This is a genomic window from Hymenobacter latericoloratus, assembly GCF_014199535.1.
Taxonomy (GTDB): Bacteria; Bacteroidota; Bacteroidia; order Cytophagales; family Hymenobacteraceae; genus Hymenobacter; species Hymenobacter latericoloratus.
This window is the reverse complement of sequence record NZ_JACHNV010000001.1, coordinates 404,626-422,600: the sequence shown is the minus strand read 5'-3', so window position 1 is coordinate 422,600 and position 17,975 is coordinate 404,626. Positions and strand designations below refer to the sequence as shown.

Genomic DNA, 17,975 nt, shown 5'->3' with positions numbered 1-17,975 from the left:
CACCTGACTCCCTACCCCTTATGAAGACGTTGTACCTGATGCGCCACGCCAAATCCAGCTGGAGCTTCGACGACTTAACCGACAAGGAGCGCCCGCTCAACGACCGGGGCCGCGACGATGCGCCGGCCATGGGCCAGGCCCTGGCCAAGCGCCAGATTCAGCTGGATCTGCTGGTAACCTCCCCGGCGGTGCGGGCCCTGAGCACGGCCGCCCTGGTGGCCCGGGAGCTGGACTACCCCCCCGAGCGGGTGGAGGTGGTAGAGCCTATTTACGAAGCCACCGTGCCCGACCTGCTGGCCGTAGTGCGCCAGCTACCCGACCCCGCCGACTCGGTGCTGCTGGTAGGCCATAACCCTACCATCACGGAGTTTGCCAACGTCCTCTCCCCCAGCAGCATCCCCGACATGCCCACGGCCGCCATTGTGTGCCTGAAATTCAGCTGCGCCCGCTGGACGGAAATTGACCGGGCCAATGCCGAATACTACTTCTACGACCACCCAAAAAACCAGTAATCAGTTGTGAGTAGTCGGTTGTGAGCGGTCAGTTGCGAATAGCATATGCTGACCACTCATAACCGACCACTCACAACGACCACTCACAACTGGCAACTGATTCTCCATGTCCGAAACCACACAGGCGCAGCCCCGGCTGCTGAACCGGGAACTGAGCTGGCTGGCCTTCAACCGCCGGGTGCTGCAGGAAGCCCAGAATCCCGAGGTGCCCCTGCTGGAGCGCATTAAGTTCCTGGCCATCTTCAGCAGCAACCTCGATGAATACTTCAAGGTGCGCGTGGCTACCCTGCGCCGGCTGGTGAAGCTCAAAAAGAAAACCCGCGCCAAGCTGGGCGAAGACCCGGTGGCCCAGCTCCGGGACCTGCTGCGGGAAGTAGGCCGGCAGCAGGAGGCCTTCGGCGAAACCTTTCGCAACGACATTCTGCCGGCCCTGAAGGCCCAGCACATTCATCTGGTATCGGAGCATGACCTCACGGCCGAGCAGCGCGCCTGGGTGCAGACCTACTTCCGGGAGCAGGTACAGGATTTGCTTTCGCCCCTCATCCTCGACGACAACCTGCACCACCTGTTCCTGCGCGACCAGAGCGTGTACCTCACCTTCCTGCTGACCCAGCCCGAAAACCGCAAAAAGCAGGACGAGGAGCGCGTGGTAGTGATGGAGCTGCCCACCAAGCGCCACGGCAGCCGCTTCGTGGAGCTGCCGGCTCAGGGCGACGACAAGTACGTGATGTTTCTCGACGACGTCATCCGGTGCTGCGCCCAAGAGCTGTTCCCGAAGTACCAGAAGGTGCAGGTGCACGCCATTAAGCTCTCCCGCGACGCCGAGCTGGACATTCAGGAGGAAGTATCGGGCAACATGCTGGCCAAAATCAAAAGCAGCCTGCAGAAGCGCGAAACCGGCTACCCCGCCCGCCTGCTCTACGACCCGGCCATGCCCCAGGAGGTGCTGCGGGCCGTGATGCAGAAAACCGGCATCGGCAAAGACGAGCTGGTGGAAGGCAGCCGCTACCACAACTTCCGCGACTTCTTCGGGTTCCCGGACTTCGGGCTGGCTCAGCTGCAGTACGAGCCCATGCCGGCCCTGCCCCACCCTACCCTGCCGCGCACTGGCAAGCTGCTGCCCGCCATTGCCGAGCGCGACCACCTGCTGCACCCGCCCTACCAGTCCTTCGACTACGTAACGCGCCTGATCAACGAGGCCGGCCAGGACCCGCAGGTCAGCAGCATCAGCATCACGCTCTACCGGGTGGCCGGCAAAAGCGAAGTAGCCAAAGCCCTGCTGAAAGCCGCCAAAAACGGCAAGCAGGTAACGGTAGTGGTCGAGCTGAAAGCCCGCTTCGACGAGGAAAGTAACATGTTCTGGGCCGAGAAGCTGCAGAAAGCCGGCGCCAACGTTATTTACGGCATTCCGGAGCTGAAAGTACACAGCAAGCTGCTGCTCATCACCCGCTCCGAGGAAGGCCAGAACCGCCTGTATGCCTACCTGAGCACGGGCAACTTCAACGAGAAAACCAGCGAGGTGTACGCCGACCACGGCCTGTTCACGAGCAACCCTGACCTCACGCGGGAGGTAGTGGAAGTGTTCCGCTATTTCCACGACCGTCAGGACAAAACCGGCCACTTTCAGCACCTGCTGGTGGCGCCCTTTGAGTTGCGCGAGAAGCTCAACGCCCTCATCGACCACGAGATAGAGCTGGCTCGCGACGGGAAAGAGGCCTACATCATTCTGAAGCTGAACGCCCTGCAGGATGAGCGCATGATTCTGAAGCTCTACGAGGCCAGCCAGGCCGGCGTGCGGGTAGAGCTCTTGATTCGGGGCATTTCGTGCCTGATTCCGGAGCTGCCGGGCCAGAGCGAGAACATCCGGCAGCGGGGCATGGTCGATAGGTTTCTGGAGCACGCCCGGGTATACGTGTTCGGCAACGGGGGCGAGGAAAAAGTGTACGTGGCCTCCGCCGACTGGATGGCCCGCAACCTCGACCGGCGCGTGGAGGTGGCCTTCCCCATTCTACAGCCCGATTTGCGCGCTGAGGTGCGCCACCTGCTGGACCTGCAGCGCCAGGACAACGTGAAGGCCCGCGACTTCCATAACCGCTTCATTGGCCCCGAGGACACGGCCGCGGCCCGCATCCGCTCCCAGTTTGATACCTACGAGTACCTGAAAAGCCTCTGCAAACCGGGTAAGAAGCGCAAGTAAGCCCCACCGGCCCGGCATCCTGCCTCCCGCTAAAAGCCTCTGCCCCACCGGCAGGGGCTTTTTTGATAGGCCCGGGGCGCCACACCGCCGGAGCCACCGCAGCAGCATCCTAGCAGTGCCTTCATCATTAGGTAATACGTGCCCGGCAACTTTGCAGTGCCGGGCGCGTAGGCTAAACAGTACGCCTGTATTGTCTGTTTCAGAACCATAACTGGTTTTACTTGGGCAATACGGCATGATTTTTCTCTGCCTTCGCTCCTTCACCCTTTTGACTTCACTTCCATGAACTATACATCTTCGGGTACGCTGGCGCCGGTTCGAGGCGCTACGACCAACCGCCACGAGCTGAAGGTATGGCCGGCCTGCTTTGCCGCTGTGGTGGCGGGCACCAAGCCCTTCGACGTGCGCCTCAACGACCGGAACTTCGAGGTAGGCGATGCCCTGCTGCTGCGCGAGTACGAACCGGAAAGCGAGCAGTACAGCGGCCGCAGCACCGAGCGGTGGGTGAGTTATCTGCTGCAGGGCGGCTCCTTTGGGGTTGAAGCGGGCTGGTGCGTGTTGGGCCTCTCCGAGCACCCGCCCCTGCCGGCCGGCATCAGCAACACCAAGCTATGGTAGCGCCGTTTTCGGTTCTGGTACTGCCCTTTTGAGCCCCTGCCCCCGGTAGGGGCTTTTTGCTTACTGCCCGCATTGCTTGGCGGCTCAGCCAGCCCGGCACAATCACGCCTGTAGGCGGGGCGTATGGGTTTAGAGTATCTATATCCTTCATTTTCAACCCAAACCCTGCATGGAAACGATTCAAGCCAAAGGCTATGGCGCCTCCAACTCCATCTTCAATGGCCTCTCGGAAATGAAGTTTGAGCGGCACGCTCCCAAAGAAGATGAGGTGCACATTGAGGTGCTGTACTGCGGCGTCTGCCACTCCGATCTGCACCAGGTAAAAAACGACTGGAAAAACACGATTTACCCCTGCGTGCCCGGCCACGAGGTAATCGGGCGGGTGGTGCGTGCAGGCAGCGCCGTCACTACGTTTCAGGTGGGTGATGTAGTGGGCGTGGGCTGCATGATTGACTCGTGCGGCACCTGCGCCCCCTGCCAGGAAAAGGAGGAAAACTACTGCGAGGGCCCCGTGAGCTGGACCGCTACCTACAACGGCTACATGAAGCCCGATGGCAGCGGCTACAACACCTACGGCGGCTACTCCACGGATATTGTGGTGAAGGAATCCTTCGTGCTGCGCATTCCCGAGGCCCTCGATATCAAGGCCGTGGCCCCTATTCTGTGTGCCGGCGTAACTACGTATGCCCCGCTGAAGCACTGGAAAATCGGGCCGGGCCACAAGGTGGGGGTAGTGGGCCTGGGCGGCCTGGGCCACATGGCCGTGCAGCTGGCCGCCGCGCTGGGCGCCGAAGTCACGGTGATTACCTCCTCAGAAGAGAAGCAGGGCGACGCCGCCAAGCTGGGCGCCCGCCACGTCATCCTGTCCACCGATAAAAAAGCCGTGGAGCAGCACGAGCTGACCCTGGACTTTATCCTGAGCACCATCCCCGACAGCTACGACATCAACGACTACGTGAACCTGCTGCGCCGCGACGGCACGATTGTCACGGTGGGCCTGCTGGGCGAGTACAAAAAGCCCCTCAACAACATGGACGTGGCCATGCACCGGCGTTCCGTGGCGGGTTCCATCATCGGGAGCATTCAGGAAACCCAGGAAGTGCTGGACTTCTGCGCCCAGCACCACATTCTGCCCGAGGTGGAAATGATTCCCATCCAGGACATCAATAAGGCCTTCGATAAGATGCAGGACGAAGAGGTGCACTACCGCTACGTCATCGATATGCAGTCCTTGAAAGAGCCAGCCTAAGGCACTCTGTTCTTTTAGCACCAAGGCCCCGGCGCTCATCAGCGTCGGGGCCTTGGCGTTTGGGCCGGGCCGGGGGGGGTAGGGCGCTAGGCGGCGTCGGCCTGCATCTGGTGCAGCCACTCCTCGGCAGAGGCCACATCATCGAACACCTGCAGGTGCAGCTGGCCCTCCAGCAGGCTACGGCCCATGCTGGCGGCCTCGTCGAGCAGGTCGTGGGGTTGGGCTACGTGGGCTACGTAGCGCAGCCCCATGTGCAGGGCCCGCGGCAGCCATACCGTGCGCAGCCACTCCACCGAATCAAACCAGGGGCCGGAAAGCTGGCTGTTATCATTCAGCAAATACGGGCACCGTACATTTTGCAGGGCCTGCAGGTAGCGCGCCGCGCCGTTGTAGGCTTCGCGGGGTTCAACGTGGCCCAGCCAGGTAGCACGGAGCCAGCCGTTGGCTTCATCGTACTCCAGGATGCAGCTGCTGCCGTCGCGGAGGTCTGTGTGCTTAGAAATCTGCATGGGAATAGGAATAGAGAGAGGAAGAAGGCAGATAACGTAGGCGGGTTAGGGCAAGGTTGCTACTGTTCAGATTGGCCCGGGCAACTTCATGAACGGGCCCCCGGCCCACGTCCCAATGGACCGATGAGTCGGGGGCCTGCGCATAAAGTTTGCCGGGCTGGGAAAAAGACCTGGCAGCCTACTTATCCACGGTTTTCCTCAGGAATTTGCGCGGCGGCACAATGAATAACTCGAAGGAAGCGTAGGGCGCGCCAGCCAGCTTGCTGTCGATGATCTTGACGCGATTGTCGTTGGTACGGTCAAAGGCATCGAAGGCGTAGTTGTAGCGGTAGCCGCCCTCCAGCCCAAACCACAGAAAGTCATAGATTTCCCGCTCCCAGCGGCCCCGGAATTTCACTTCGGTTTCGCGCAGCTCCAGGGTGCGCAGGTCAATGGCGTTTTCGCGGCGCAGGGGCTCGCGCAGCTTAATAATGTAGTTGAGGCCATCAACAGAGTAGCCCGCGAAAAACAAAGACCGGGGCGAGGCATTATAGCGCATGGTAATGCGGGCCGGGAACAGGGCCTCCACGCCCCAGCGGTTGTTGAAGGTGCGGTTATACAGCACGGCCGGGTAAATGCTCTGCCGCCCGAAGGTGTAGCCCAGCTGCACCCCTACCCCCCACGAGAAGGTGGGGCTGCGCTTCCAGCCGTAGAGAAACTCCGACGACACGCGCAGGTAGTCGCGCACGCTCAGCTCCGAGGAGGTATAGTCGCCGCTCAGCTCCCCCTTCACCCGGAAGATATACCAGTTCACCTCGTTTACCGGCCGGATAACGGCCAGCTGGGTACCCAGGGTTTTCAGGCCCTTGTTTTCGATGTTGTCGTAGAGCTCGTAGCGGGTCGGAAACTCCCGGAATTTAAATTCCTCCCGCTCGTAGTTCACCCCCAGAATCAGCTTCAGGTGCGGGCGGTTGAGCATGGGAATGTACCCCTTGATGACGAGGCGGGCGTTTTTGGTAGCCTGCGAGTTGTAGTCCTGCAAACCCACCACTTTGCCATCGGAGGCCACATTGAAGCGCGGCATCCGCTCGTAGTGAAACACCAGGCCTTTGCTGGGGCCCATGCCTACCACGGAGGGGGTAGCAAACTCCTGGGTGTTGGCCGCAGCAGCCGTGTCGCCGAGGGGCGGGGCGGGCGGCGGGTACACGGGGGGCGCGGTGGGTGTAATCTGGGCCTGGGCCGACGCGGCGCACAGCACCGCCGCCGAAGCCACCAGTGGCCGCAGCATCCTCAACGTTTTCGGAACGGAAACAAGAATCATACGGGTGATAAGCGGAGGGTAAACACAACGCAAAGGCGTCAGGCTAGCCTTAACGTCTTTCGCGTAAAAAGGATAGGGAGCTGGTGATACAGTGAATGGGTGAAGGAAGTGAAGGAGTGAGTTGCCAGGGCGAAGAGGCCCGACGACGCCACCCGTCCTGACCAATGTGCTACCCCCTTCAAATGTGACAAGCCCTTACCTCCGTGCTGGAAGTAAGGGCTCATCAGGTTATCAGGCTGGTTACAAAAGAGAGGAAAGATGGCTTCGTGCCTTGCCCTGACAGCAATTCACTCACTCATTCATCACTTAAAACAGGAAGTCGAAACCGACAAAAATCAGGTTTTCCTCGCCCACGGAATACGTGGCGTTGACAACGGCCTGCTTGAGAATATCAACCCATATGCCGCCCCCAACGGCCGTGTGGAAGGCTTTCAGGCCCGTTTCGGTGTCGCGGGAGGAGTACACGCGGGCGGCATCGGCCAGGCCCAGGATGCCGAACTTGCCGGGCACCAGGTAGGCGTTGAAGGTAAACAGCTGCACGCGCACCTCCGCGTTGCCGTACACCGAGGAGCGCCCGGCGTAGCGGGTGCGGCGGTAGCCGCGCAGGTTGGTGGTGCCGCCCAGGGTGTTGGCCTGGAAGAAGCGGTAGTCGCCGAGGTTGCGGCTGGCCCCGATGCGGCCGGCCCAGGTCAGCTGGAACGGAAAGTTGGGCGAGAGGTAGGCCCGGAACTCCGTGGCCAGGCGGCCATAGGTAAGCTTCTCGCCATTGAGCTGGTGGTTGTACTCGGCCGAGTTGTACCAGCGCAGCCCAATGCGCGGATTTTTAGGCGAGGAAGCGGCGTCGAGGTTCAGGTAGGCCCGGGCCCCGAGGTAGCGGTTCAGGCCAAAATCGGAGCTGCGGATGCCGGCGGCGGCGGTGCCTTCGCGGCCGTTGCCGTTCTCATCGAGGCCAGCGGCTATTTCCTGCCCAATCTGGCTGCGGTCCACCCGGAACTGGTCGTACTGGGGCCCGAAACCGAAGCGCAGGAAGCTGAACACATCCTTTTCCAGCATCGGCGACACGTAGAGGCGCGAGAAACGGATGCGGTAGGTGTCGTTGATGTCGCGGGCGCGGGTATCCCGGTCGTCGGCCAGAATGTTGCGCGTGTTGTTGCCCAACCCGAAGAAGTTATAGAGCAACTGCGGGCCGTAGAGCTGGGCCGTCAGGCGCAGGTCCGTGCGGCCCAGCACGTCCACGAAGTGGCCGAGGTAGCGCACGTTGTAGGCGCTCTGGGAGGGCGAGTAGTTGGCGGCCAGGCTCTGCTCGGTGGCGTAGGGCTCCTTCCGGAAACCGTAGGTCCGGTACACTACCCCCCCACCGAAGAACAACCGGTCATCGACGTTGTAGCCGAAGTAAGCGGTAGGCCCGAAGTAGTTGAGGGTATAGTCCTTGCGGTTGGCACGCGTGTGCACGTCGTAGCGGCTTACGTCAATGCCGGGCTCCAGGCGCAGGCGGGAATCCTGGCCGGCCACAATCACGTTGCCGGTGTCGGCGTCGTAGATGTGCAGGCGGTGCCCCAGGCCTCCCACGTTGGAGGTATTGATGATGGAGTCCCGATCAAGGCCGCCGATGATGCGTACCAGCGGGCCCCGCTTCACGTCGCCTTTCACCTCGTACCGGTCCTGGCCCTCGAAACCGTAGAGGCGCAGCTCCTTGGTTACCTTGTTGTCGAAGGTGCGGTCAAAGAGTATCTTGGTCAGCTCGCCTTCCTTGTTGATTTTCTGCACTGTTACGCGCGTCTTATCCTCGGGCAGGCGCTCCACCACAAACCGCTCCCGCTTCTTGGAGCCTTTTACCTCGGTTACCTTGCTGAGCACCTCGTAGTAATCGGCGGCTACCTGGGGCAGCAGCTCGCGGCGGCTTTTCAGCTTGGCTACAATTTCGGGGCCGTGCTGGGCGTAGATCTGCTGGGGCCACCGCTCCCGGAAGGCTTGCTCAATTACGTCGTCGGTGAGGGCAGCCTTCATTTCCTCGGCCTGCTTTACCCACTCTTCCTTGGTTACCGAGGCCAGGTACACCCGGTCGTTGCTCAGGGCCGTCAGGTTCAGGCCTTTCCAGTCGGCATAATCCTTCCCGAAGTTCTGGAAGTTGCGGATGGCCCACTTGCGCGAGGCCAGGTAGGGGAAAATACCGTCGCCCTTGAAGAAGGCCACGTCCCGGTCCTCGGGCACGGCTGTAAATTTCCGGTCCCCGTCCTTATCTTTTTTCTCGGCCCAGCGCCACTGGTCCTCGTGCCGGTCCCAGTCGCCAATCCACATATCGAAGAGGCGGGAGCGGGCAAAGGCTTTTTCATTGACGCGGTTGTCGTTGTCTTCCGTGATGCGCTCAAACACCTTGTCGGTGCCCACCAGGTTTTTGGCGTTGCCCAGGCTTTCCACGTTGCTCTGGTCGTCCTTGGCATCTTCCTCAATGGCCCCCGGCGTGTTGCCGAAGCGCTCCAGGTACTGGCCCAGCAGGGGGTCCTGGGGGATGTAGCGCAGCTCGGGGTTGGTGTGCAGAATGCCGGCCGCCGTAGCCAGGGGCGGAATGGCCAGGGCAGCGTACGGGTGCTGGGCCGAAATCTGATCCTGCAGAATATCAGCGGCGGCACCTTCGCGCAGGGCCTCGGGCAGCACAGCCGAGGGGTCTTTGTTGAGGCTGCGGATGGTGAAGTTGCGGCCCTCCTCGTTGCGTACTTTCAGGGAAGCCGTCTGCTTGCCACCCCCTATTTTGTAGGGCGTCAGGCCGCCCTTCTCGGTGGCCAGGTCCAGCACCGGGAACGTAACGGGGGTTGCCCACTCCTGGCGGTAGTGCTTGCCGAAGAACAGCTTGTGCACCCCACTGCGGTCGAGGTACTGCTTGTTAACCGCTACCGTCACGGTGCTGTCGGCGAAGCGGGGGCGCGGGCCAGCCAGGGGCCGGGCCACCGAGTCGGTAGAGGCCACGGCCTGCTGGGCGTACATGGGCGTGCGGAACACGAGGCGGCCGGTTTCACCCGTGCCGTTCGGCACGTAAAACTCCGTCCAGACCTCGCCGTTGTTGTAGTAGTTCACGCGGGCAAACCCCTTTTCCTTGTCGGAGAAGAACGCCTCACCCCCGCTGCCGGGCTTCACGTGCTGGGTTTTGCAGCCCGAGCCGCTGACGATGTGGTTGAGGTTGCCTTCCTTGAAATACTGCAGGTTGTGCTCGTGGCCGGCGGCGTACACCACGTTGGGGTACTTATTGAAGATTTCCATCAGGCCCTTTTTATAGGCCTGGTACAGCGGGTGCGGAATATCCTGCGAAATGCCGCCGTACTTGCGGGCAAATGGGTAAATGGAGCCAATGACCGGCAGGGGCACAAAGGCGTATTTGTAGACAATGCTGAGCGGGAAGAAATGGTCGGCCAGGGTGAAGTAGCCACCATGAATACCGTCGGAGAACAGGGGGTGGTGGGCTACCACCATGATGTTCTTGCCCGCGTTGCGCTGGATAATGTCCTCTACCTGGGTAAAGAAATCGGTTTCGTTGGCCACGCCGCAGCCGCTGTTGGCGCCGTAGGGCCGCTCGCCGGAGGTTTGCAGAAACCACTGCGAGTTGATGGCAATAAGCACCAGGTCGTCCTGCAGGCGCACCTCCACGGGGCCGGGGCAGGCATTGCGGGGCAGGAAAAAGTCGCCGGTATAGGGGAAAGCCGCCGAGTCGCTCTGCAAGTAGTTTTCCACGAAGAACTGCTCGCGGTTTACTTGCTCCACGGCTCCGCGCTTGCCCTGCTTCCAGTCGTGGTTGCCCGGAATCATGTATTTCTCGCCCTGGTAGTCGCGCAGAATCTTCATCTGGTCGATGATGCGCCGCTCCGACTCCTGGCGGTCCGAGGCTTTAGCCTCGGGCATGCCGTACTCGTATATATTGTCGCCGAGGTACACGGTGGTACTTTTGGCCCCGGCGGCCAGAATCTGCTTGCGCAGGTAATTCAGGGAAGGCTCCCCGCCTTCGGCCTCCGGAATCGGCTTGCCCACGTCGCCAATCAGAAACACGGTGTAGCGGATCAGGGAGCTGTCGGGCGGCGTCTTCGACTCCCAGTTCAGCCCCCCCTTGCGGTAGTTGGGGCGCTCGGGGTGGGGCGTCTGGGTTTTCTGCTGGGCCAGCGCCACCGGCGCGGCCCCGCCGGCCAGGGCCAGCAGCAGGCAACAGGACGACAGGAAATGTCTGCTCATACAAAAGAGAAAGTAGCGGAAAAGCCCGGTGCTTGCCCGGGCACCAAGGCAGGGGAACGGATGTTCAGGAAATACGGTAAACTTACCACTCACGGCTAAAGTGCCGGATGCGTGCAGGTATGGTGCGCTGCCCTACGCAATTCGCTCGGCTACGGTTGGGCCGCCGCCCCGAAAACCAAGCCGCGCGAATCGCGTTGTAAGCCCAGCAGCCGCTCGCTGTTGTTTCTTTGTTGTTGCCCTCCGCTGATGGAACCCACTCTTATACAGAAACCGGCCAAAGCCGAAATCGTTAAAAATGCCAAGGCCCACGTGCAGGCGCTGCTGGAGGCTAAGCTGCCGGCCCAGCTGGTGTACCACTCGCCCAAGCACACGGCCACGGTAGTAAAGGAGGCCCGCGCCCTGGGCGAAGCGGCTGGCCTAAGCGAGGCCGACCAGGAAGCGCTGGTGCTGGCAGCCTGGTTTCATGACGTGGGCTACACCGAAGTGTACGACGGGCACGAGTTCCGGAGCGCCGATATGGCCGCCGAGTGGCTGCAGCGGCAGGGCTACCCCCCCGAGCGCATTGAGCTGGTGCAACACCTGATTAAGGCCACCCACCGCGATGCGCCCCGCCAGACGGAGCTGGAGCAGCTGCTGGTGGATGCCGACATGAGCAACATGGGCCGCGAGAGTTTCTTTGCCGAGGCCGAGCTGCTCCGGGCCGAATGGGAAGCCATGCTGGGCAAAACCTACTCGAACACGGAGTGGGCCGAAACGCAGCTGGCCTTCCTGCTGGCCGGCAAGTACTATACCAAGGCGGCCAAGGAACGCTACCAGGAGCAGTTTAAGGAAAACGTGAAGGAGCAGCGGAAGCTGGTCAAGAAAACCGAGAAGAAGAAAAAGAAGAAGGAGGAAGAAGCCGAAGGCACCTTCGCTGAGCCCAAGCGCGGCATCGAAACCATGTTCCGGACCATGTACAGCAACCACATGAAGCTCTCGGACATGGCCGATAAGAAGGCCAACATGATGATTTCGTTGAACGCGGTGCTCATGTCCCTGATTATTACCTATTTCGGCGCCAAGCTGGGTAGCAAAACGGCGGCCCTGAGCAACGTGGGCCTTATCCGGAACCCCATTATTGCGGTGCCCATGGGCATTCTGCTGGCTACGGCCCTGGCTTCGGTTATCACGGCCATTCTCTGCGCCCAGCCCGATGTCACGAGCTTTAAGTGGCTGAAGCGCAGCCCCCAGATTGCCACCAACCGCCGCGTGAACCTGCTCTTCTTCGGCAACTTCAGCAAGCTCAGCCTCGACGACTTTCAGCATGGCATGACGGAGATTATGGGCCAGAAGGAGGCCTTGTACACCAACATGGTGACCGACATTTACTACCTCGGCGACGTGCTCACGAAGAAGTACCGCTTGCTGCGCCTGAGCTACACCATTTTCATGGTGGGCCTTATTCTGACGGCCCTGTCGTTTGGTATCGCGCTCCTGTACAAAGTATAGCGGAGTGAGCGGCGAGGGGCGTGAATTGTGACGGCTGGCCGGTAACAGGCGGGGTGTGACAAATGACGAAATACCAAAGAGGCTGCCACCCTGAGCGCAGCGAAGGACCTTGTCACAGCAGAACGACTGTCGTAGCAACAGTTCGTTCACGCGTGATAAGGTCCTTCGCTGCGCTCAAGATGGCAGCCTTTTCCTCACTTCGTCATTACTCGTCACCTTTTTCTTACTACCTGTCACCCTCACCTGTTACCTCCCTCACTTCCCCCAGCAATTGAGCCAGCCCACGGATGGAGCGACCCAGAAACCGGTGCAGGCGCCGCAGCTGCCCAAACCGGACGACGCGGCTGGCGCTGGCAATGTGGCCGTAGCGCAGCTCCATGGTCACGAGGCACGCATGGGCGGTTACGGCCTCAATGGAGTAGAACAGCAAAGTGTTGGGGAAAAGCCGGAAGTGCGAAATCTTCTCCACGTACTCCAGGCGCCCATCCTCGTCCTCAAACTGCTGCACGGCCTGGAAGTCAATCTGGCCCCCAAACACATCCACCTTATAGCTGGTGCCCAGGCGGCCTACCTTGGTCACGTCGTAGTGCACGGCGGTGGCGCCCTCCATCCAGCGGGGGCGCAGGCGGAAGTTGGTGATAATGCGCAGGGCATACGGGGCCGGGATGCGCAGGGCCCGCCGCACCTTCAGGGCGCAACCACGGCCCGGTGGCACATCGTCGTCAATTTCCGGGGTGCTCAGCAGCAGGCGCAGGGGCGAGAGGCTGGCGTAGTGGTAGGGCGTTTCACCCAGGTACTCGTAGTACGTGGCGCCGGGCAGCAGGCGCGTCCAGGAAAAAGCCTGAGCCAGGGCGGTTGGCGGTTGGGTGGCCACGTAGCCCGCCGAGAGCAGCACGTACTCCGAGCCCGTGACGTTGTTTTTGAGCAGGCGGTGCACCACAATCACGTCGCGGCCCATCAGCTTGGTGTACTCCCGGATGCGGGCCACACTCACGCGGCCGTAGTGCACCACAATTTTAAGCGTGAGGGCCAGCTCGTGCAGGGCAGCGGCCAGCTCCGAGCCCGTGTCGCGGGCTACCAGGCGCAGGTAGTTCTGAAAATCGAGGTAGATGCGGCGGCACTGGCGCACCAGCTCGGCCACGGGTGGCGGCGGCCCCAGCCGGTAAAACAGCACGGCGTCGCCCTGAATTTCGTTTACCTGCAGATCCAGGGTGTTGGCTTCGATAAGAATTTCCAGCAGATCGGCCACCAGAAACGGGGCCTGCGGGCTCCCCGACTCCTCAATAAAGCGCGTAAAGCCGCTGATATCCGGGATTAGCAGCAGCGCGGGCACTTGCTTATCGGGGCCGGTGTGCGGCGCCGTGCCTGCTACCCGCCGGTCAGCCCGCAAGTCGTCCAGTAAACCCATGAAGCCTGAAAAGAAAAAACAGTGAGGACGAAACAAGATAGGCTACGCGGGGCAGCTGTGCATAGCCACAGCGCCTGCTGGTTTGGGCAGGCGCTGCTTTCGGCGTAACTTTGCGCCAGTGCCCAACTACTGGCTGCGTAGTTCAACGGATAGAATAAGGGTTTCCTAAACTTTAGATGTGGGTTCGATTCCCGCCGCGGCTACACAAAGGTGAAATAGTGAGCTGGTAAACTGGTGAGTTTTACGTTCTGGCGGCGCAGATAGCACCAACTGAACATCAAACGCACCGGTTCACCAGCTCACTATTTCACCTTTACTCTATCAGCCCGTGGCTCATGGCGTAGCGGATGAGGGCGGCCGTGTTTTTGGCCTGGGTTTTCTCGATGATGTTCTGGCGGTGAGTTTCGATGGTGCGCTTGCTGGCGAACAGCTGCTCGGCAATCTCGGCATTGGTCAGGCCTTCGGCAATCAGCTTGAGCACCTCCATCTCCCGCCCCGATAGCTCAATGGCATCATTGCGGTGCAAGGACATGCGGTAGGCCGACAGAGCCTCGGCGGCCTCAGGGGCGACGGATTGGTGCTGAACCGAGCGGTACAGCAGGTTCAGGCCGATTTCGGTGCACAGAAACTGCCGGCCCGCCGCTACCGTGCGAATGGCGTAGGTAATTTCGGTAGTATCGGAGTTTTTGAGCACGTACCCGAGGGCGCCGGCCTGTAACATACGGTACACGTAGCTTTCGTGGTCGAGCATGGACAATACTAACACCCGCACCTCAGGGAAGCGGCTGCGCAGCAGGTTTATGGTCGCAAAGCCATCGAGCACGGGCATGTTCACGTCCATGAGCACCACGTTGGCGGGGGTAGTGGCCAACAGTTCCAGCAACACTTGCCCATTTCCGGCCTCGCCTACTACCTGCATACCAGGCTGCTGGGAGAGAATGGCCCGGATGCCTTCCCGCAGAATGGCGTGGTCATCAGCAAGCATTATGCGAATCATAGAGGAAGGTCAGTCAAATTCAGCAGCAGGAAACCGCGCTCCTGCGGCCCGGCAATAGTACGCAATAAGTAAGCTGAAGGCTGCTGCGGCCTGCAGCTCTCGGGCAGTCAGGCCCACCCTGCTGCCCGGCGAAAATAGCGTTACTGCTCCTCGTTACGTATATTCACCTACTTATAAATCAGTGTTTTACCCCATCACCTCATTTGCTATCCACCGTATATTTGGATACTTTTTCTCAAACTGTAAACAGTTTACTGAAAACGCCCGAGTGCTTTTTTGGCTCTGGCTGCGGTGTTGTTTAGCTATTGTGCTGCCCCATGGAAGTGTACCGCGAGATATTGCCCGAAAGCTACCTACTGATTCTGGCCGATGACGACGAGCCAACGGGAGGGGCTGAACTCTCGTACGCGCTGCGGCGCGCCTGCCGTAGCGGCAAACCCAGCATCTGGATTGACTGCAGCCACCTGCGCAACCTTTCTTTTGCCACCTTGCGCGTGCTGGTGCGCTACTACCGGCGCCTGCAGGAGCGCCGGATTCCGCTGGTGCTCTGCCACCTCGGCGACTCGGCCGGCCAACTACTTACCCGCCTGCCCGCGGCCCTCTGCCCGCCGGTAGTACCGTCCTTGCTGGACGCGGAGCACTACTGCCGCACCCAGCTTCCGCTTTCCGCCGAGTAGGGCTCACGCCCGTTCCGGCGCGGCTGCTTCGGGTGCGCAGCGGCCAGCCGGGTAGCCCCCCGGGTATGGGCTTTTTTCGGGAGCCGGTAAGGGCATCTTGTTACCACTCCGGACCGCACCCCGGAGCAGAGCACCGACGAAATCAAATATTCTGCGTAAGCTTCGGTGTCTCAACCGTTGCTTTGCATGAACCCTGCTCCGCTTTCCGGCCTGTATGCTCCTTCGCTTAGCCTCCTCACCGACCTGTACCAGGTTACCATGGCCTACGGCTACTGGCAGCAGGGCTTGCAGGACCGCGAAGCCGTGTTTCACTTGTACTTCCGCCGCCCGCCCTTTAGCGGGGGCTACGCCGTAGCGGCCGGCCTGGCCTACGCCGTTGACTTTCTGGAGAACCTGCGCTTTTCGGACGACGACCTGGCCTACCTGGGTGGCCTGCAAAGCGCCAAAGGCGCGGCCATGTTTCCGCAGGAGTTTCTGGACTATCTGCGCGAGCTACAGTTCACCTGCGACGTGGACGCCATTGCCGAGGGCACGGTGGTGTTTGCCAACGAACCCCTGATTCGGGTGCAGGGCCCGCTGCTGCAGGCGCAGCTGGTGGAAACCGCCCTGCTCACGCTCGTGAACTTCCAGACCCTGATTGCTACCAAAGCCTCCCGTATCCGGGAAGCAGCCGGCTCCGATACCGTGCTGGAGTTCGGCCTGCGCCGCGCCCAGGGCTTTGATGGGGGGCTGAGCGCCAGCCGGGCCGCCTACCTGGGTGGGGTTGATGCTACCTCCAACGTACTGGCCGGGCAGCGCTTTAACATTCCGGTGAAAGGCACCCACGCCCACAGCTGGGTTATGGCCTTCGATGACGAAGTGGCCGCCTTTACCGCCTACGCCAAGGCCTTCCCCGACGACTCCGTGTTTCTGGTCGATACCTACGACACGCTGGAAGGCGTGCGCCACGCCATCAAGGTAGCCCGCGAACTACGTGCTAACGGCCACGAGCTGGGCGGCATCCGCCTCGATTCGGGTGACCTGGCCTACCTAAGCCGCGAGGCCCGGGCCCTGCTCAACGAGGCCGGCTTCGAGAACGTGCGCATCGTGGCCAGCAACGATCTGGAGGAGAACCTCATTACCAGCCTCAAGCTACAGGGCGCCCAAATTGATACCTGGGGCATCGGCACCCAGCTCGTAACGGCCTACGACCAGCCGGCCCTGGGCGGGGTGTACAAGCTGGCCGCCCTGCGCAAACCTGATGATTCGGGCTGGGACTTCACCATCAAGCTCAGTGAGCAGCTGGCTAAAACCAGCATTCCCGGCATCTTGCAGGTGCGCCGCTACCAAAACGAACATGGCCAGCCCCGCGCCGACATGCTCTACAACACCGCCGAGCCCCTGCCCGAGCGCCTCACCATCATCGACCCCGTGGATGCTACCCGCCGCCGCCCCGTGCGCCCCGATGCGCCCTACCGGGAGCTGCTGGAGCCCATTTTCCGCCGCGGTGAGCTGGTGCACCAACTGCCTACCCTGCAGGAAAGTCGCAACCGTGCCCACCGCGAAGTCCTCAGCCTCGACCCCAGCATCCGCCGCTTCCTCAACCCCCACACCTACCCCGTGGGTCTGGAAGAAAGCCTGAACACCTTCCGCACCAACCTGATTCTGGAGAAACGGCCGCTGCGGCCGGCGTAGGCAGGGCTTGTCACTCATCATCACACAGAAGGCCAACCAGCCGCATTGCTTCCAGTTTCATAGGAAATGCGAGGGTTGTGCGGGAAATCTTCTTGCTTGGTTTTTCGGGTGTACGCTTTGCTTGCTAAGTACAGAAGGCTTTCAAATTCTAACCCAACCGGCCATTTGGAAGGGTCTTGCAGAACGGCCTTATAGAAAGCAGGACCATTACAAAGTACACTGCACCTATCATAGAGGAAAGCATCACCTGAAATAGTCCGGATATCCTCTCCCGGATAACAGGCCGCGGCATACTTCTCGCCATCTAGCTGATAGAGTTTCTCGGCCAAAATGTCCTCAAAAGCAAAAATATCCTCTGGAGGCAATGTAGCTAAGCGTTTTTCGGCCGGCAGTAGCACTGCGTCATCATTGCCAGCTCTCTTCCAATTTAACAGATCTAAAATTTCCCAGAACAGTGCCTCGTCCATTGGTCGATATGTAGCTGCCTTTTTTTCAGGAACAGGCGCATTTTCTTCTATTTCCTGATAGCCCTTACGCTGCTTCTCCTGAATCAACTTTGATACTTCCGCCGCACAGGCAGTAGCATCACCTAATTCCTTGCGGCTTTCCCGACCTCTCGTTCCAACCTTACCAAAGATTACAGAATAAGCTGAGCCATCAATTTCGATATTCCAGAATTTGTTGGCTTCACCTTCTTGGTTGATAAAATAGCGCTTCATGGCAGGCAGAAATAAGAGCCCCGAAATACGGCAAAACTCTGCACTCCTTCGGCCAAAGCCTATACTTCTAGGCCTCCTGGCAACAGCTACTTTTGCTGCTACTTCGTTGTTATAGCAGCAACTCACCCGCCGCTGCCGACTTCCCTACCCCCGGCAGTGGCCCAGAACTTCCTCCCCATGTCAACCCTGAAATTTAAAACCAGCATCAACTGCGCCAATTGCGTGCGCGCCGTCACGCCTTTCCTCGACGCCGAAGCCAGCGTGGAGAAGTGGAGCGTGGACACCAACAGCCCCGAGAAAATTCTCACGGTGGAGGGCGCAAACCCCATTCCCGAACTGATTATGAAGTCGGTTTCGCAAGCCGGGTTTGATATCGAGCCAGCGTAGCATCCTGTCATTGCGAGGAGGCACG

Annotated in this window: 14 protein-coding genes and 1 tRNA gene; 9 read left to right on the top strand and 6 right to left on the bottom strand. The window is 60.5% G+C overall.

The window, feature by feature from the left end; translation table 11 throughout:
- The first annotated feature begins 20 nt into the window (after positions 1–20).
- The 4 genes from GGU46_RS01905 to GGU46_RS01890 all read left to right on the top strand — a co-directional run bounded on the left by GGU46_RS01905 (position 21) and on the right by GGU46_RS01890 (position 4,576).
- Positions 21–512 (top strand): SixA phosphatase family protein, encoded by a 492-nt coding sequence (locus GGU46_RS01905; protein ID WP_183401895.1) that lies wholly within the window; start codon positions 21–23, stop codon positions 510–512.
- A gap of 106 nt (positions 513–618) precedes the next feature.
- Complete coding sequence (gene ppk1, locus GGU46_RS01900) at positions 619–2,709, top strand: polyphosphate kinase 1 (protein WP_183401894.1); 2,091 nt, start codon at positions 619–621, stop codon at positions 2,707–2,709.
- Positions 2,710–2,991: 282 nt separating this feature from the next.
- On the top strand, positions 2,992–3,327 hold the full coding sequence (locus GGU46_RS01895; protein WP_183401893.1) for an ASCH/PUA domain-containing protein: 336 nt from the start codon (positions 2,992–2,994) through the stop codon (positions 3,325–3,327).
- 169 nt (positions 3,328–3,496) lie between these two features.
- A complete protein-coding gene (locus GGU46_RS01890; protein WP_183401892.1) occupies positions 3,497–4,576 on the top strand; it encodes an NAD(P)-dependent alcohol dehydrogenase in 1,080 nt (359 codons plus the stop codon).
- 86 nt (positions 4,577–4,662) lie between these two features.
- Here GGU46_RS01890 and GGU46_RS01885 read toward each other — a convergent pair whose 3' ends face one another.
- The 3 genes from GGU46_RS01885 to GGU46_RS01875 all read right to left on the bottom strand — a co-directional run bounded on the left by GGU46_RS01885 (position 4,663) and on the right by GGU46_RS01875 (position 10,600).
- The gene (locus GGU46_RS01885; protein WP_183401891.1) at positions 4,663–5,085 is read right to left on the bottom strand and encodes a hypothetical protein; all 423 of its coding nucleotides are present in this window, start codon (positions 5,083–5,085) and stop codon (positions 4,663–4,665) included.
- Between the two features lie 178 nt (positions 5,086–5,263).
- On the bottom strand, positions 5,264–6,385 hold the full coding sequence (locus tag GGU46_RS01880) for a DUF6268 family outer membrane beta-barrel protein (protein WP_183401890.1): 1,122 nt from the start codon (positions 6,383–6,385) through the stop codon (positions 5,264–5,266).
- A 306-nt stretch (positions 6,386–6,691) separates the two neighbouring features.
- Positions 6,692–10,600, bottom strand: a complete 3,909-nt coding sequence (locus GGU46_RS01875) for a metallophosphoesterase (protein WP_246398692.1) — start codon at positions 10,598–10,600, stop codon at positions 6,692–6,694.
- 246 nt (positions 10,601–10,846) lie between these two features.
- Here GGU46_RS01875 and GGU46_RS01870 point away from each other — a divergent pair, with 246 nt between their 5' ends.
- Complete coding sequence (locus GGU46_RS01870; protein ID WP_183401889.1) at positions 10,847–12,088, top strand: Pycsar system effector family protein; 1,242 nt, start codon at positions 10,847–10,849, stop codon at positions 12,086–12,088.
- Positions 12,089–12,314: 226 nt separating this feature from the next.
- On the opposite strand, the gene GGU46_RS01865 is transcribed toward GGU46_RS01870, so the two are convergent.
- On the bottom strand, positions 12,315–13,496 hold the full coding sequence (locus tag GGU46_RS01865) for a DUF2652 domain-containing protein (protein ID WP_183401888.1): 1,182 nt from the start codon (positions 13,494–13,496) through the stop codon (positions 12,315–12,317).
- A 131-nt stretch (positions 13,497–13,627) separates the two neighbouring features.
- Between GGU46_RS01865 and GGU46_RS01860 the strand changes: the two genes are divergently transcribed.
- Positions 13,628–13,699 (top strand) — tRNA-Arg (locus tag GGU46_RS01860).
- Positions 13,700–13,809: 110 nt separating this feature from the next.
- Here the strand turns inward: GGU46_RS01860 and GGU46_RS01855 are convergent.
- Positions 13,810–14,493: a response regulator gene (locus GGU46_RS01855; RefSeq protein WP_183401887.1), complete on the bottom strand. Its 684-nt coding sequence runs from the start codon at positions 14,491–14,493 to the stop codon at positions 13,810–13,812.
- Positions 14,494–14,810: 317 nt separating this feature from the next.
- Here GGU46_RS01855 and GGU46_RS01850 point away from each other — a divergent pair, with 317 nt between their 5' ends.
- Together GGU46_RS01850 and GGU46_RS01845 are read left to right on the top strand one after the other, a co-directional pair.
- Complete coding sequence (locus tag GGU46_RS01850) at positions 14,811–15,170, top strand: STAS domain-containing protein (protein ID WP_183401886.1); 360 nt, start codon at positions 14,811–14,813, stop codon at positions 15,168–15,170.
- A gap of 186 nt (positions 15,171–15,356) precedes the next feature.
- Complete coding sequence (locus GGU46_RS01845) at positions 15,357–16,844, top strand: nicotinate phosphoribosyltransferase (protein WP_183401885.1); 1,488 nt, start codon at positions 15,357–15,359, stop codon at positions 16,842–16,844.
- Between the two features lie 20 nt (positions 16,845–16,864).
- Here GGU46_RS01845 and GGU46_RS01840 read toward each other — a convergent pair whose 3' ends face one another.
- Positions 16,865–17,563, bottom strand: coding sequence for a DUF4240 domain-containing protein (locus tag GGU46_RS01840; protein WP_183401884.1), 699 nt, complete (start codon positions 17,561–17,563; stop codon positions 16,865–16,867).
- Between the two features lie 177 nt (positions 17,564–17,740).
- Between GGU46_RS01840 and GGU46_RS01835 the strand changes: the two genes are divergently transcribed.
- Entirely contained in the window at positions 17,741–17,950 is a 210-nt protein-coding gene (locus GGU46_RS01835; protein WP_183401883.1) for a heavy-metal-associated domain-containing protein, read from the top strand.
- Positions 17,951–17,975 lie beyond the last annotated feature (25 nt).